This window comes from Micromonospora yasonensis, from assembly GCF_026013475.1.
Classification (GTDB): domain Bacteria; phylum Actinomycetota; class Actinomycetes; order Mycobacteriales; family Micromonosporaceae; genus Micromonospora; species Micromonospora yasonensis.
Genome location: NZ_JAPDPH010000162.1, coordinates 1 through 15,970, shown reverse-complemented (window position 1 = coordinate 15,970; position 15,970 = coordinate 1). Strand labels below are relative to the sequence as shown.

At 71.9% G+C, this 15,970-nt stretch carries 15 protein-coding genes; 6 read left to right on the top strand and 9 right to left on the bottom strand.

The features are described from left to right. From ONA70_RS26170 to ONA70_RS26130, 9 genes are all read right to left on the bottom strand, one after another. A partial coding sequence (locus ONA70_RS26170) for a nuclear transport factor 2 family protein (RefSeq protein WP_265009142.1) occupies positions 1-314 on the bottom strand: 314 nt, incomplete at its 3' end. A 30-nt stretch (positions 315-344) separates the two neighbouring features. Continuing rightward, on the bottom strand, positions 345-1,085 hold the full coding sequence (locus tag ONA70_RS26165; protein WP_265009141.1) for an SDR family NAD(P)-dependent oxidoreductase: 741 nt from the start codon (positions 1,083-1,085) through the stop codon (positions 345-347). A gap of 63 nt (positions 1,086-1,148) precedes the next feature. After that, positions 1,149-2,354: an MFS transporter gene (locus tag ONA70_RS26160; RefSeq protein ID WP_265009140.1), complete on the bottom strand. Its 1,206-nt coding sequence runs from the start codon at positions 2,352-2,354 to the stop codon at positions 1,149-1,151. Positions 2,355-2,359: 5 nt separating this feature from the next. Beyond that, positions 2,360-3,133: an SDR family oxidoreductase gene (locus ONA70_RS26155; RefSeq protein WP_265009139.1), complete on the bottom strand. Its 774-nt coding sequence runs from the start codon at positions 3,131-3,133 to the stop codon at positions 2,360-2,362. Beyond that, a complete protein-coding gene (locus ONA70_RS26150) occupies positions 3,133-4,284 on the bottom strand; it encodes an acetyl-CoA C-acetyltransferase (RefSeq protein ID WP_265009138.1) in 1,152 nt (383 codons plus the stop codon). Before ONA70_RS26150 ends, ONA70_RS26155 begins: the two co-directional genes overlap by 1 nt. 114 nt (positions 4,285-4,398) lie before the next feature. Next, complete coding sequence (locus ONA70_RS26145; RefSeq protein WP_265009137.1) at positions 4,399-5,193, bottom strand: enoyl-CoA hydratase/isomerase family protein; 795 nt, start codon at positions 5,191-5,193, stop codon at positions 4,399-4,401. Beyond that, positions 5,177-5,326 carry a hypothetical protein gene (locus tag ONA70_RS26140; protein WP_265009136.1) on the bottom strand — a complete coding sequence of 50 codons (150 nt, stop codon included), beginning with the start codon at positions 5,324-5,326 and terminating at the stop codon, positions 5,177-5,179. Before ONA70_RS26140 ends, ONA70_RS26145 begins: the two co-directional genes overlap by 17 nt. Before the next feature lie 201 nt (positions 5,327-5,527). After that, positions 5,528-7,189: a sensor histidine kinase gene (locus ONA70_RS26135; RefSeq protein WP_265009135.1), complete on the bottom strand. Its 1,662-nt coding sequence runs from the start codon at positions 7,187-7,189 to the stop codon at positions 5,528-5,530. Continuing rightward, positions 7,186-7,926, bottom strand: a complete 741-nt coding sequence (locus ONA70_RS26130; protein WP_265009134.1) for a response regulator transcription factor — start codon at positions 7,924-7,926, stop codon at positions 7,186-7,188. Before ONA70_RS26130 ends, ONA70_RS26135 begins: the two co-directional genes overlap by 4 nt. 415 nt (positions 7,927-8,341) lie before the next feature. Between ONA70_RS26130 and alr the strand changes: the two genes are divergently transcribed. From alr to ONA70_RS26100, 6 genes are all read left to right on the top strand, one after another. Further along, positions 8,342-9,472, top strand: coding sequence for an alanine racemase (gene alr / locus ONA70_RS26125; RefSeq protein WP_265009143.1), 1,131 nt, complete (start codon positions 8,342-8,344; stop codon positions 9,470-9,472). Beyond that, positions 9,472-10,500: a D-alanine--D-alanine ligase family protein gene (locus tag ONA70_RS26120; protein WP_265009133.1), complete on the top strand. Its 1,029-nt coding sequence runs from the start codon at positions 9,472-9,474 to the stop codon at positions 10,498-10,500. Before alr ends, ONA70_RS26120 begins: the two co-directional genes overlap by 1 nt. Then, complete coding sequence (locus tag ONA70_RS26115; RefSeq protein WP_265009132.1) at positions 10,500-11,675, top strand: UDP-N-acetylglucosamine--N-acetylmuramyl-(pentapeptide) pyrophosphoryl-undecaprenol N-acetylglucosamine transferase; 1,176 nt, start codon at positions 10,500-10,502, stop codon at positions 11,673-11,675. The genes ONA70_RS26120 and ONA70_RS26115 overlap by 1 nt, the downstream gene beginning before the upstream one ends. Beyond that, complete coding sequence (locus tag ONA70_RS26110; RefSeq protein WP_265009131.1) at positions 11,672-12,316, top strand: M15 family metallopeptidase; 645 nt, start codon at positions 11,672-11,674, stop codon at positions 12,314-12,316. Before ONA70_RS26115 ends, ONA70_RS26110 begins: the two co-directional genes overlap by 4 nt. Before the next feature lie 117 nt (positions 12,317-12,433). After that, entirely contained in the window at positions 12,434-15,754 is a 3,321-nt protein-coding gene (locus tag ONA70_RS26105; RefSeq protein WP_265009130.1) for a LamG-like jellyroll fold domain-containing protein, read from the top strand. 13 nt (positions 15,755-15,767) lie between these two features. Then, positions 15,768-15,970: hypothetical protein (locus tag ONA70_RS26100; protein WP_265009129.1), on the top strand; the 203-nt coding region annotated here is incomplete at its 3' end.

The window sequence follows — 15,970 nt, the reverse complement described above, 5'->3', positions numbered from 1 at the left end:
CTCGGGTCGTCAGCCGGTTCCCCCCAGTGCACGGCGGTCCCGTACGTCTCGGCCACGGCCCGGTCGCCGTGCAGTTCCACCAGGTGGTTGCCGACGATGTGCGTGGTGCCGGTGAGCCGGCGCAGCAGCGGCTCCACCCAGGCCAGGAACTCGTCGACCGGCCCGTCGAAGCCGGTGTGGTGGTCGACCCCGTCGGGGTGGTACGCCGACCTCACCAGATCGAGGTCGAGCCGGTCGATGCCGCGGCAGTAGCGCAGGACGACCTCATGGATGTGCTGTCGGTCGGCCAGTTCGGCGGCCCGCGTTCCCGACATTCGCGCCTCCTCTTCCGTCCGCCGCCGCGGCTACTGGGTGACGGTCCAGCCACCGTCGACCGGCAGGAAGACCCCGTTGATGTAGCCGGCCAGCGGGGAGAGCAGGAACAGCACCGCGTACGCGATGTCGTCCGGCGTGGCCATCCGGTGCAGCGGTATCCGGCCCAGGACCCGTTGCCCGACCTCGCTTTCGACGAAGCCGGCGAGGCGGGGAGTGTCCGTCATCCCGGGCGCGACCGCGTTGCTGCGCACCTCGTCGCCGCGGTACGCCGCGAGGTGGCGGGTGTAGCCGGTGATCGCCGCCTTCGCCGCGCAGTACCAGTCGGAGGCGGTGCCGACCAGGTTGCCGGCGACGGAGGCGATGTTGACCAGCGCTGCGCCCGGAAGCGCCCCGCCCGCCAGCCAGGTGTCGGTGACCCGCCGGACACTGCCCACCGCGATCCGCAGCGCCTCGTCGAACGCCAGGTCCACGGCGGAGGACGGGCCGGCGTTGTTCACCAGGTAGCGGACCGCCCCGAGCTCCCGCGCGCGGGCCACCGCCGCCGCCACGGCGGCAGGGTCGCTGACGTCGGCCGTGATGGCCGCGGCTCGACCGCCGGACCGTTCGATCCACGCCGCCGTGGCCGCCGCGCCGGCCGGGTTCAGGTCCACGGCGGCGACGGCCAGTCCCATCTCGGCGGCCCTGGTCGCGACCGCCTGGCCGATGCCGCTGCCGGCGCCGGTGACCAGCACGACGTCGCCAGGGGTGAAGCCGAACTGCGGCACGCTCATCGGGCCTCCTCGGTGATTCTATCAAGCGCTTGCTTGGACGGTAGGTCCGGCTGCCGGTACCCGTCAAGGCCTGGTGCGGCGTGCCCCCAGCGCGAGGGCAAGGCCGGCGAGGCTCGCCAGGACTCCGAAGCCGGAGAAGGCCCAGCCGTCGCCGACCCACCGGACGAGGCCGCCGAGACCCAGGCCGCCGAGGGGGAGCAGCCCACCCCAGCAGATGAAGTACAGGCTCATCACCCGCCCGCGCTGCGCGTCGTCCACCAGATGCTGCAGGATCGAGTTGATCGATGTCATGATCGACAAGGTGAGCCCGCCGCCGAGAATGATCAGCACGGTGAGCAGCGGGAACGATGCCACGACCCCGAGCAGCGCCATCACCACTCCGAGCACCACGAGCTGGACCGCCGCTGGGATCGGGCTCAACCCCCGGCCACGCCAGGCCACGGAGAGCACCCCGATGAGCGAGCCGATGCCGCCAAGGGTCACCAGGGCCGGAAAGGTGGACTCGCTGTCGCCGCCGACCCGGGCCGCGATCAGCGGCAGCTGCGCCAGATAGGACGAGCCGAAGACAGAGGTCGCCGCGACGATGCCCAGCGCCGGCAGGGCCGGGTGCCGATCTCGCACGTGGTGGATGGCGGCCGCGAGCCCGTGGCGTGCCGTCCCGACCGGTGCCGCCCGCGCCGGCCGCGCCGCAGGCACCCCCGCGACGAGCCGGCCGGCCAGCGCGGCGGCGCCCACCGACAGCATCGCGTAGACGCCGAAGGCGCTGGCCGCGCCGCCGATCAGCAGCACCGGACCGACCAGCGCGGGGCCGGTGATCCGGGCCAGGTTCAGCCCGGCGGCCTGGAGCGGCACCGCGCTGGTCAGATCCTCCTCCGGCACCATCGCGGCGATCAGGGCCTGGCTGGCCGGGGAGACGATCGTGATGACACAGCCGGCCAGGAAGCTCAGCACCATCACGGTCGGCGTCGACATGACCGCCAGCGTGGCGAGCAGCGTGGCGGCCACCGCGAGCAGCGCCGCGGCCGCCTGCACGGAGACCATCAGACTGCGCCGGTCCATGCTGTCCGCCAGCATGCCCGCGGGCAGCGACAGGAGCAGGTACGGCGCGAGGCTGCAGAAGTACAGCAGGCCAAGGGCCAGCGGATCGTTCCCGGTACGGTGGGCCACTTCCCACTGGAACGCCACCGACGAGATCCAGTACCCGAGCTGCCCGAGGAGGACCACCGTCCACAGCAGGCGGAACGATGGATGCCGCAGCGCGCGGAACACCGGGACTAACTGTCGCCGGGCCGTGCGGCGAGGATCCGGGCCGGAATCTCGCCACCGCCGTCGACCAGCAGCTCCGTGCCGTTCACGTAACCGGCGAGCGGTGAGCTGAGCAGCAGGCAGGCGGCGGCGACGTCGGCCGGTGTCGCCATCCGTCCCAGGGGAATCGTCGCCGAGACCGCCCGCACCCCTTCCTCGTCGCCGTAGTGCAGGTGCGCCAGCTCGGTGCGCACCAGGCCGACGGTGACCTGATTGACCCGCACCCTGGGGCCGAACTCCAGCGCCAGGGCCCGGGTCAGGGTGGTCAGCCCGGCCTTCGCCGCGGAGTAGGCCGCGGTGCCCGGCGCCGGGTCGCGCCCGGCGACGCTGCCGATGTTGAGGATCAGCCCGCCCTCGGATTGCCGCTGCATGACCACGTTGGCGGGCTGCGCGAGGAAGAACGGGGCCAACAGGTTCAGCGAGACGATCGAGCTGATGAACCGGGGGGAGACGGTGGCGGCGTCGGCCATGGGCGAGCCGCCGGCATTGTTGACCAGGATGTCGAGCCGGCCGAACCGCTCGACCGTGGCGTCGATCACCGCCGCGGCCTGCTCGGGCTGCCGGACGTCGGCCTGGAGGAACTCCGCGCCGTGCCCGCCGCCGGCCGGCAACTCGTCGACGACGGTACGGCCGCAGACCAGCACCTGCGCGCCGGCCTCAAGGTACCGGCGGGCGATCTCCGCGCCGATGCCGCGGGTGCCCCCGGTGACGATCACCGCCTTGCCGGTCAGGTCCGGATCCATCAGAGCCTCTCGATGATCGTGACGTTGGCCTGTCCGCCGCCCTCGCACATCGCCTGCAGGCCGTACCGGCCACCGGTGCGCTCGAGCTCGTGCAGCAGGGTGGTCATCAACCGCACTCCGGTGGCCCCGAGCGGGTGCCCCAGGGCGATCGCCCCGCCGTTGGCGTTGACCCGTTCCGGGTCGGCGCCGGTCTCCTTGATCCAGGCAAGCACCACCGAGGCGAACGCCTCGTTGACCTCGAACAGGTCGATGTCTGCGATCGACAGGCCGGTGCGGGCCAGCGCGTGGGCCGTGGCCGGGATGGGGGCGGTCAGCATCCAGACCGGGTCGGCGCCGCGTACGGACAGGTGGTGGATCCGGGCGCGTGGGGTGACTGCGTGCTCCCGGACCGCCCGCTCGGACATCACCAGCAGGGCCGCGGCGCCGTCGCAGATCTGGCTCGCGACCGCGGCGGTGATGCTTCCGCCCGGCTCCAGCGGTTGGAGGCCGGCCATCTTCTCCAGTGAGGTGTCCGCCCGGGGGCAGGTGTCGGCCGTGGCCGCGTCGAGCGGAAGGAGTTCGCGGTCGAACCGGCCCTCGGCGATCGCGGCCAGCGCGCGCTGGTGGCTGCGCAGCGCGAACGCCTCCATCTCCGGGCGGCTCGCGCCCCACTTCTGCGCGATCATCTCCGCGGCGCGGAACTGGGAGACCGGCTGGTCACCGTAGCGGCGGCGCCATCCGGACGAGCCGGAGAACGGGTCCGGGAAGCCGAACTGGGCCCCGGTGGTCATCGCCGCCGAGATGGGGATCGCGCTCATGTTCTGCACGCCCCCGGCGACGATGATGTCGGCGGTGCCGCTGAGCACCGCCTGGGCGGCGAAGTGCACCGCCTGTTGGGACGAACCGCACTGCCGGTCGACTGTCACCCCGGGCACGTGGTCCGGCAGGCCGGCGGCGAGCCACGCGGTGCGGGCGATGTCCCCGGCCTGCGGGCCGAGGGTGTCCACGCAGCCGAAAACGACATCGTCCACGGCGGCGGGATCCACCCCGCTGCGCGCCATCAGCCCGGAGATCACGTGGGCGCCCAGATCCGCGGGATGCACCCCGGCCAGGGCGCCGCCGCGCCGGGTCACCGGCGTCCGAACCGCCTCGACGATGTAGGCCTCCGCCATGCTGCCTCTCCTCCGATCCGCGGCCGTACGGTGGGCGGGTGTCTCACCCGGACCCCGTCAGCGAGAGCTTACCAAGCGCTTGATTGGTTTCATGGAAGTGAGCGGTGACGTACCTCACCACTCGCTGGGGCTTGGACGCGCGAACTCGCCGACTGCCGGCGCTGCCCATCGTGGTGCCCGCTTCTCGGCGAAGGCCGCCATCCCCTCGGCCGCGTCGGGGCCGGCGAGGAGGGCGACGGTCGCGGCCCGGTTCTGGGCCCGCAGGTGGGCTGGGTCCGCCGAGAAAGACCGGTACATCAGCTCCTTGGTGGCGCGGACGGCGGCCGGCGAGTGCGTGGCGATCCGCCCGGCCAGGGCGAGCGCCGCCGACCGCAGTTCGGCCGCCGGGACCACCCGGTTGACCAGACCCAACTCGTACGCCCGTGCCGCGGTGAGCGGCTCGCCGCCCAACCCGATCTCCAGCGCCACGGCCAGCGGGATGCGCTGCGGGAGTTCCGTCCCGCCCTCGGTGGCGGCGATGCCGAGCGAGACCTCCGGCAGGGCGAAGTACGCGTGCTCGGCGGCGACCCGCAGGTCACAGGCGAGGGCCAGTTCGAAGCCGCCCCCGACCGCCGCCCCGTTGACCGCGGCGATCACCGGGAGCGGGTAGCCGTCGCGGAGCAGGTGCAGCGGACTGGTCGTCGGGTCGGGCATCCCGGCTGCGGCTACCGCCTTCAGATCCAGACCGGCGCTGAACGCGCGCTCGCCGGTGGCGGTCAGCACGACGGCCCGTACCTCCGGGTCGGTGGCCGCCTCGGTCAGTCCGGCGGTCAACGCTGACAGGGTGGCGTGGTCGAGGCAGTTCCGCACCGCCGGCCGGTCGATGGTGAGGACCGTGACATGGCCGTGCCGGTCACGCCGAACGTTCATGCGGCCCCTTCCCGTCCCGGTCGACGCCGGACCACTCCGCTTCCGGGAACAGCTCCCGGAAGGCCGCCAACTGCTCGGCGCCGATCTGCTCCGGCGTCAGCCCGAACGGAGCCCAGCCGTCGCCGACCTCCACCGCGCCGCAGCGAGCGCCGGCTGTACGCCACAGGGTACCAAGCGCTTGGTAGGTTGGCGAGCGAGAGCATCCGCGGCGAGCCGGACGCCCGACCAGGTGAGGGCGACGAGGTAGCCGACGATGAGGGCGCTGCTGGTGTCGCTGGTACCGTCGGCCCGGCGATACGGTGAGCTGGACCTGACCCCCCGTCTGAGCCGTTTCCTAGTGGGCACGGGGAAGCGTGATGGTGAATGTCGTCCCGGTGCCGACCTCACTCGCGACCGTGATGTTGCCCTGGTGATCGGTGACGATCTGCCGGGCGATGGCGAGGCCGAGGCCACTGCCCCCGGTACGGCGGCCCCGTGCGGCGTCGGCCCGCCAGAACCGGTCGAACACGTGCGGCAGCGCGTCCGCTGCGATTCCCGAGCCCGTGTCGACGACCCGGACGATCGCCTGCGTTTCGGTGCGGCTCGCGACCAGCCGGACGCTGCCGCCCGCAGCGGTCGCCCGTAGTGCGTTGGTGACGAGATTGCCCACCACCTGGCGGAGCCGGTCGGGATCGGCGTGCACCGCAACCGGCTCGGCCGTCACGCGCAACGACACCCCGGCTGACTCCGCCCGGGCGTGGTGGGCGGTGCCGCAGGTCTCCAGGAGTTCGGCCAGATCCACCGTGACCCGGTGGTACGCCAGGTTGCCGGCCTCGGCCAGGGCCAGGTCCTGCAGGTCATCGACGATGCGCTGTTGCAGCACCGCCTCTTCGAGCAGCGAGGCGTAGAGCTCCTGGTCCGGCGTGATCACGCCGTCGGAGAGCGCCTCGAGATAGCCGCGCAGGTTGGCCAGCGGGGTGCGCAGTTCATGTGCGACGTCGGCGACCAGCCGGCGTTGCCGCTCCTCCCCGCGCTGCAGGGAGTCGGCCATCCGGTTGAACGACCGGGCCAACTCCGCCAGCTCGTCGTTGCCCCGCACCGGAACCCGTCCGGTGAGGTCGCCCCGGCCGAGCCGCTGAGCGGCCGCGGTGAGCGTGTCGATGGGGCGCAGCACCCGCCGGCTCAGCAGCACGGTGCCGATGATCGCGACCGTCGCAACGCCCGCTGCCGCGGCGAGCAGCGGACCGGCCGCCAGCGCGGACGCCGGATCGCCACGAGCGCCGAGGTAGACCCGGGCGGTTACCGGCGCGACGTCACTGATCTGGTTGGTGAAGACCTGGGCCAGGCAGGAATCCAGTGGTTCCACCGCCGTCAGGGCGGCGCAGTCCTGCACCCGGTCGGCGCCGGCCGCCAGGTCACGGCCCGGCTGGGCCGTGACGTAGCGACAGCCGCGGACGATCTCGTCGACGCCCTGGCGATCGCGCACGTCGGGCGCGCTCAGGTCGGCGTCGAACCGCGGAACTCCCGTGCTGGTAGGTGAGGCGACGACAGGGACGAATTTCCGGGTCAGGCAGGCCGCGAACAGCACACCCGTGCGGTAGGTGGCGATCGCCCCGACCACGCCTTTCGCCCGGCCCGTCGGCTCCGCTGGCAAGGCGGCCAGATTCAACACCGGCCGCGGGTCGACGAACCCGACCATCGTGCCGAGCGGCCGGGCGGTGCGGTTCTCCTGGGTGTCGGTGTCCACGATCACGTCGCCCGTGTCGGCGACCAGGTGGATCCGCTGACCTGTCTGGGCGCGCAGGTCCTGTACCAGGCCGGGCACGCCCTCCCAGGTGCCGTGCTGGCTGCCGTACGCCCTGAGTCGGCCGACGACCTGGTCGAGTTGCGCCCGGTCGGTGGTGGCCGAGTCGTTGATCTGTTGCGAGGCCTGCCGCAGGGTCAGCCACGCGGTCGCCGCGATCGCGCACACCGCGACGAGGATGACCAGCCAGAGCACCCGTAGCCGAAAACTCACCGGCTGGCTCCGGGCGTCCCCTCGGGCGTCGGCGTCGCCGCCGCTTCCGGCTCCGGTTCGGCGAGCCGGTAGCCGCGGCCGTAGACGGTCTGCACGTACCGCGGCTCGGCAACGTCGTCCTCGATCTTGCGGCGGAGGTTCATCACGTGCGCGTCGACGGTGCGTTCGAGCACGAAATGATCGAATCCGAAGGCGCGGTCGATGATCTGCGCCCGGGTGAACACGCGCCCGGGCTCGCCGGCGAGCACCTCGAGGATGCCGAACTCCTTGGCCGTCAGGGCGACCGGCCGGCCGCTGACGCGTACCTCGAACCGGCCCGCGTCCACCTCGAGCGCGCCGACGCGCAGCACCGCCCGGTTGTCGGCGCTCACCACCCGGGCCCGGCGCAGCAGCGCCCGTACCCGGGCGGCCAGCTCCCGTGGGCTGTACGGCTTGGTGAGGTAGTCGTCGGCGCCGAGATCGAGGCCCAGCAGGACGTCGTCCTCGGTGGTACGGGCGGTCAGCAGCAGGATCGGAATCTCCGATTCGGCGCGCAGGATCCGGCACACGTCGAGGCCGTCGACGACCGGCATCATCACGTCGAGGACCACCAGGTCCGGCCGGCGGGACCGGCACTGGTCCAGCGCGGCCCGCCCGTCGCCGACCAGCAGCACGCTGTGCCCCTCGCGTTCGAGATAGAGCCGTACCAGGTTCGCCTGCTTGGGGTCGTCCTCGGCGACCAGGATCCGCGCGCTCATGTCTCCCCATCCTGCCTGGTGGTCGCGGGGGTCAAGTAAACCCGAAACCCGTGAAGAACTGATGTGGGCGGGCTCGGGAGAGCGGCGAGCGGGATATCCGCGCAGCTGGCCCACGGATTCTTCAAGGGTTCTTCACAGCAGGCTGCCTACCGTGCCGTCATGCCACTCAGGAGCCGGACATGACCCTCGAACCAGCACACCGAGGCCGCCGCGACGAGCAACAGCGGCGGGCGGTCCGGCGGCGGATCCGGGAGACGCTCGCGGTGCGCCGGGCCGCCGCGGTCGGCGGCCACAGGGCCGCCGAACCGCCGGGTGAACCGCCCGTCGCACCCGAGGCTGCCAGGTGACGGCGGGTACGCGCGGCCGGCGCGCGCCGACCGGTGTGCTCAACGAGAGTGCCCAACTGGCCGAGGCCATGATCGATCTCGCGGCGATCGCGGAGAACATCCGGACGATCGCGGCGATCGCACGTACCGGCTTGATGGCCGTGGTGAAGGCCGACGGGTTCGGGCACGGCGCGGTGCCGGTGGCGCGGGCTGCGTTGGGGGCCGGCGCCGCATGGCTGGGCGTGACCTCGGCGACGGAGGCGGTGGCGCTGCGATCGGCGGGCATCGACGCGCCCGTGCTGAGCTGGCTGCACCGGCCGGACGAGGACTTCACCCGCCTGATCGCCGCGGACGTCGACATCGGGGTGTCGAACCTGACCCAGCTGCGCGCGATCGCCAACGCGGCCACGGATCTCGGTGTGCCCGCCGCGGTCCAGCTCAAGGCGGACGTCGGTCTGTCACGTAACGGTGCCAGCGGCGACGAATGGCCCGAGCTGGTCGCCTGGGCTCGCAAGCACGAGGCGCAGGGCAGCGTCCAGGTACGCGGGGTGTGGTCCCACTTGACGAACACCGACGTGCCGGGCTGCCCGAGCATCGCGCGGCAGCTGTCAACATTCCAGGAAGCGCTGCGGATTGCCCGGGATGCGGGGCTTGACCCTGAAGTGGTGCATCTGGCCAATTCGGCGGCGGCACTTGCCGCCCCGGAGACCCGGTTCGATCTCTGTCGGATCGGCCTGGCCATGTATGGCATCGACCCCTTTGGCGCGGCCGGTCCCCGCCGTTTCGGCCTGCGACCCGCCATGACCCTGCGGTCAAGGGTGATCAACCTGAAACGCGTGCCCGCCGGGACCGGCGTCTCGTACGGGCCCGACCACGTGACCGATCGGCCGACCACGCTCGCTCTGCTGCCCCTCGGGTACGCCGATGGCCTGTCGCGCACCGCCGAGGGCCGCGCGTGGGTCTGGCTCGCTGGTCGACGATGCCCGATCGTCGGCCGCATCGCCATGGACCAGTGCGTCATCGACGTCGGCGATCTACCGGTGGCGCTCGGCGATCCCGTGGTCGTCTTCGGCCCCGGCGCCGAGCCCGGCTCGCCCGACCCGGCCGAGCCGACCGCCGCCGAGTGGGCGCAGTGGTCCGGCACCAATCCGCACGAGGTCTTGACCGGAATCGGCGCGCGAGTGGCGCGCGTACACCTACCCGGGGAAGCGACACCATGATGACTGTTCGTTTGGCGGTGCTGTTCGGTGGGCGCAGCGGAGAGCACGACGTCTCCCGGCGCTCGGCGGAAAGCATCCTGGCCCATCTCGACCGCGACACGTACGACGTGACCGAGGTGCTGATCGAGCGGGACGGCCAGTGGCGGGTGAACGGCGACCCGGCCACGTTCGCGCAGGCGCTGCGGACCCTCGGCGACCAGGACGTGGTGTTCCCGGCGCTGCACGGCCCGTACGGTGAGGACGGCACCGTCCAGTCGATGCTGGAGTGGCTCGGCGTCGCGTTTGTCGGAAACGGTGTCTTCGCCAGCGCCGCGGGGATGGACAAGCCGGTCACGAAGAAACTCCTCGCCGCCGACGGCCTGCGCGTGGCCGCCGGGGTGACGCTGCGCCCCGACGAGGAGCTGTCATCGCGGGATCAGGAGCGACTGGGACTGCCCGTCTTCGTCAAACCGGCCCGGGCCGGCTCCAGCCTGGGCGTCTCCAAGGTCGAACAATGGGCGCAACTGCCCGCCGCCCTGCGGCTCGCGCGCGAGAGCGACGCGAAGGTTCTCGTCGAACGCGCCGTGCGCGGGCGCGAGATCGACGTCGGCGTCCTTCAGCACCCCGACGGTCGCGTCGAGGCCGGGCCGCCGCTGGAGATACGGGTGGCGACCGCCTCCTTCTTCGACTACGACGCCAAGTACGACGGCGGTGCCGTCTTCGACATTCCGGCCCAGCTCGACCCCGGCACCACCCGACTACTGCAGGACCGGGCCGTGCAGGCGTTCCACGCGCTCGGCTGCCGTGGGCTGCTCCGCGTCGACTTCTTCCTCCCCGATCCGGACGCCGACCACGGCACAGGGTGGACCGGAGACTGCCGGGAGCCGGTGATCAACGAGGTCAACACCTTCCCCGGATTCACCGCCGCCTCCCAGTACCCGCAGGTCTGGCAGCGGGCCGGCGTCGGCTACTCGGCACTGCTCGACATCCTCATCCAGGGCGCACTGCATCGACGCGACACCGCCTTCCCCTGCCCGAGTCCCCGCTGATGGCCGTCTACACCGCGGAACATCTCCGTGGTCTCCGCGTGATCGTCACGGGTGGGGGAACGGGCGGGCACACCTACCCGGCGCTGACCACGATCCGTACGCTCCGCGACCGGCTAGCGGCAGCCGGCACCGAACCGGACGTCCGCTGGGTGGGCGTCACCCACGGGCTGGAGGCCAGAATCGCCCGGCAGGAGGGCATTCCCTTCACGGCGATCACCACCGGCAAACTGCGCCGCTCGCCGAACCTGCACGAGTGGGGCCGCAACGTCGCCGACGCCTTCCGCGTGCCGCTCGGCATCTTCCAGGCCATCATGATCGTGGTGCGCACCCGGCCCGAGGTGGTCTTCTCCACCGGCGGATACGTCTCCGTCCCGATCGGGATCGCCGCCTGGATGACCCGCCGCCCGCTGGTCATGCACGAGCAGACCCGCACGCTCGGGCTGGCGAACCGGATCCTCGCCCGCCTCGCCGATCGAGTCCTGCTGAGCCACGAATCCTCCATCGACCATCTGCCCGCCGGAGCGGCGACCCGCGCGGTGGTCACCGGCAACCCGATCCGGCCCGAGATCCTCACGGGTAACCGCAACCGGGCGTTCGCCGCATACCACCTGGACCCCCGCCTGCCGCTGGTGTACGTCACCGGCGGCGCCCAGGGCGCCGTCCAGGTCAACAACCTGATCGCCGACATCCTCTTCGGACTCCTGCCGAAATGTCAGGTGCTGCACCAGTGCGGCGACTACTCCCTCGACCGGATGCGGCAGGTCGCTGCCGCCCTCCCGGAACACCTGCGCAGCAGGTACCGGGTCGTCGACTACGTCCACGGCGAGCTGCCCGACGTCCTGAGCGCCGCGGACATCGTCGTCGCGCGCAGCGGTGCCGGCACCGTCGCCGAACTCACCGCCCTGGGCAAGGCATGCGTCCTCATCCCGCTCATCCCCACCGGCGGCGACGAACAGCGGCGGACCGCACGACACCTCGCCGACGTCGGTGCCTCCCGTATGCTCGCCGGCCCCGACGCCTCCGCCAATCGCCTCTACGAGGAGATCATGGTGCTGCTCGACCACCCGGAACGACGCCAGGAGTTGGCCAACGCCGCCCGTCAACACGGCCGCCCCCACGCGGCCGCAGCCGTGGCCGGCGCCATCATCGGCGCCGCCGGGCGGTGCCGGTCATGATCCTGCTGTCTGATCGGCGAATCTCGGCCATCCCGCTGGGCGACAACGGGGAAGCCCTGGTCGACGTGCGCCAGGTTGCGGAACTTCGGGTTGACGATCGCCTGGCCGACGAGGCCGGGGCCTACGCGCACCTCCGTGAGGCAACGATCCAGCGCTTGCTCGCCGCCCAGCGGACCCTGCCCCGAGGACTGCGGCTGCTGATCATCGAGGGGTACCGGCCGCTCAGCCTGCAGACGACCTACTTCGAGAGCTACAAGGACGAACTGCGCCGCAGGTACCCGGAGTGGGACTCGGCGCGCCGGCACGTGGAGGCCAGCAAGTACATCTCGCCGCCCGAGGTGGCTCCGCACAGCACCGGCGGGACGGTCGACCTCACCCTCTGCACGCCCGACGGGGTCGAACTGGACCTGGGCACGATCGTCAACGCCAGCCCGGTGGACAGCGCCAACGCCTGCTTCACCGGATCACCCGACATCTCCCCGCAGGCCCGCACCAACCGCGACATCCTCGCCCAGGCGCTGTCGTCCGCCGGCATGATCAACTACCCGACCGAATGGTGGCACTGGTCGTTCGGCGACCGCTACTGGGCGCTGAGCACCGGGGCCGCCCGGACCCGGTACGGGCCGGTAGATCTCCCGTGAAGCGCCGCTTTGGCGAGGTCGTCGGGGTCGGTGAGGGCCGTGATATCCGCACGGTAGTGCGGCGATAGTGCCGCCTGGGATGGTGCCGGCACCTGATGCCTGCGGAAAGGGTCTGTGATGCGTGCCCGGAACAAGTCCGCCCTACTCGCGTCACTGGTCAGCCTGGTGACCATGGCCTCGGCCCTGGTGGCCGTCACACCGCTCTCCGCGACCGGGGCGCCGCCGGGCCAGGGCGAGCTGGGGGAGGTGGCGGCCCGGTCGGCCGCGGTAGCCGCCGGTCACCGGGTGGAGGCCACCGCCCTGCGTACCGACCGGCAGCAGGTCTTCGCCAACCCCGACGGCACCTTCACCCTGCAGCAGTTCGTCGTGCCGGTGCGGGTCCGCCGCGCGACCGGCTGGGTACCGGTCGACACCACCCTGCGTCCCGCCCCTGCCGGCATGGTGGCACCGGCGGCCACCACGTTGGACATGGCGTTTTCCGCCGGTGGCGCCGCGCCCCTGGTACGGCTGCGGCGCGACGGCGCCGAACTGGCGCTGCACTGGCCGGGACGGCTGCCTGCCCCGGTGCTCTCCGGTGACACCGCCACCTACCCGGAGGTCCTGCCCGGCGTCGATCTGACCATGCGGGTCGGCGCGGAGGGATTCAACCAACTCCTGGTGGTCAAGTCGGCGCAGGCCGCGGCCAACCCCGCGCTGGCGACCGTCCGGCTGCGTACCACGACCAGCGGCGTGACGGTACGGTCGGCGCCCGACGGCAAGCTGACCGCGGTGGACCGGTCCGGGCGTCCGGTCTTCGAAGCCCCCGCGCCGCACATGTGGGACTCCAGCGGCGTCGGCAGCCAGCAGCTGCCGGGTGGCCGGGTCCGGTCGATGCGGGTCGGGGTGGACCCGGACGAGCTGGCCCTGATGCCCGACCGTCACCTGCTGACCGACGCCGCCACCCGGTACCCGGTCTACATCGATCCCTCCTGGTCGGGTGCCCGACTGGCCTGGACGCAGGTGTGGAGCAACCTGCCGAGCCTGTCGTTCTGGAACGGCGCCAACGACGCCGAGGACGAGGCCCGGGTGGGCTACGACGCCACCGACGGGAAGCTGACCCGCTCCTTCTTCCGCTTCGACACCACCGGCGTGAAGGGAAAGCACATCCTCGGGGCCACGCTGCAGACGTACGAGGTGTGGTCCCGCTCCTGCACCGCCCGGCAGGTGGAGGTATGGGCGACCAACGCCATCTCCTCGTCGACGACCTGGAACAACCAGCCGACCTGGGCCTACCGGATGGACTACAAGAGCGTCGCCAAAGGCTACTCCTCGTCCTGCCCGGCCGGTGGCGTGGAGTTCAACGTCACCACACAGGTCGTCAAAGCCGCGGCGGGCGGCTGGGACAACGTCACCCAGGGACTGCGAGCGTCCAGCACCGCCGAGTCCAACAAGGACACGCTCTCCTGGAAGCGGTTCCGCAACAACCCGTCGATCACCATCAGCTACAACACCGTCCCGGCCGTCCCGACGAACCTGACCACCGACGGGTCGTCCACCTGCACCACCGGATCCGGTCGGCTGGTGATCGGCACGGCGACGCCGACGCTGCGGGCCTCGGTCAGCGATCCGGACAACGCCGTGAAGGCGCACTTCCAGTGGTGGACGGTGAACGGCACGGCGCCGGTCGGCGAATACACCTCCGCGTCGGTGGCCGGCAAGACGCCGACCATCGTGGCGAAGACGATTCCGTCCGGGGCGTTCAGCAACGGCTCGATCGCCAAATGGCGGGTGCGGGCCGAGGACGGCGTGGACAGCAGCGCCTGGAGTGCCTGGTGCGAGTTCCAGGTCGACACCAGCAGACCGCCGATCCCGACGCTGACCTCCAGCGCGTTCCCGGACGGCGCCGAGGGCGACGCGGTGATGGGCGTCAGCACGTCGGTGACCTTCGGCGCCAACGGCGGCACCGACGTCGTCTCGTACGAGTACAGCGTCAACGGTGACGCCACCGCGTTGACCAGGACGGCCAAGCCGGCCACGACGGGCGGCTCGGTGGCCGTGTCGCTCACCCCGGACCGGTTCGTCAACTGGCTCAACGTCCGATCCGTGGACAAGGCGGGCAACCGGTCCTCGGTCGCCACCGTGGTCTTCTACGCCGCCTCGCCACCCGGACCGGTGGGCGAATGGATGCTGGACGAGACCGGTGACGGCACGGTCGCCGTCGACTCCTCGGCCGGTGCCCACAACGCCCCGCTCGCCGGTGGCGCCAGCTGGACAGACGGCGTCGAAGGCGGCGCTCTGCACCTGGACGGCGTGAGCGGCTACGCGGCCACGGCCGGTCCGGTCGTCGACCCGACGAAGTCGTTCTCGGTCAGCGCCTGGGTACGGCTGACCGACACCTCCCACAACGCCGTCGTGCTGACCCAGGTGGGCGCGCATGCGAGCGTCTTCACGCTCTACTACTCCAGCTACTACAAGCACTGGTTGTTCAACCGCACCCCGGCCGACGCCGACGCCGACAACTACACCCGCGCCATCGGGACGAGCGCCCCGGCGGCGAACACCTGGACCCACCTGGCCGGGGTGTACGACGCACCGGCCCAACAGATCCGGCTGTACGTCAACGGCGTGCTGGAGGCGACCACCGCGTTCACCACGCCGTGGAGCTCCACCGGCGGACTGCAGATCGGCCGCTCGCTGGTGCACAGCACGTTCGGCGAGTACTGGACCGGTGACATCGACACGGTGCGGGTCTACAACCGGGTGCTGCTGGCCGGCGAACTGCAGCAGGTGCCCCGGCTGGCCGGGCAGTGGAAGCTCGACGAGACGACCGGGACCACGGCGGCCGACGCGGTCGGCGGCCACCCGGCGACCTGGTCCGCCACCGGCGTCACCCGGACCGCCGGGGTCAGCGGCAACGCCGTGGCGGTGAACGGCTCCACCGGCGTGCTGACCGCCTCCGGGCCGGCCGTGCGGACCGACGCGAGCTACACGGTGACCGCCTGGGTCCGGCCGGACAGCCTGACCAAGAACGGGATCGCGGTCAGCCAGCTCGGCGCCACGGTGGCCGGCTTCAACCTCGGCTACTCCTGGAACACCGACTACGCGGCGTACCTGTGGTCGGTGCGGACCTCGACCACCGACGCCTCCGGGTCGGAGCTGCACGAGGCGGTTGACCTGTTCGACACCCCGACTGTCGGGACCTGGGTCCAGCTCGCGGCCGTCTACGACGCGCAGGCGCACCGGCTGCGGCTCTACGTCAACGGCCAGGCGGTGGACGAGACGTACCACGCCAGCTCGTGGAACGCCGGCGGCAGCCTGTTGATGGGCCGCGGTCAGGCCGCCGACGTGACGTTCTCGCAGTACTTCACCGGCGGGATCGACGACGTCCGGGTGTACGCGGGCGTCCTCTCCGACCAGGAGATCTTCGACAGCTACAACGACGTCGCCAACCAGGCGTAGGAGGCCGGCGATGATGCTCAGCTGGACACGCATTCGGATCCGCCTCGCGGGGGCGAGCGCCGCGGCCGTCCTCGCCGGCGGGTTGGTGGCCATCCCGGCGCCCGCCGCGCCGCCCACCCCCGGGGCTTGGCGGTCGCCGACACAGGCACAGCGGTCGGTGCCCGGCCGCGACTTCGTCGGCCGCCCGAAGCCGGCCGACCCGGGCGCGGTCGCGGT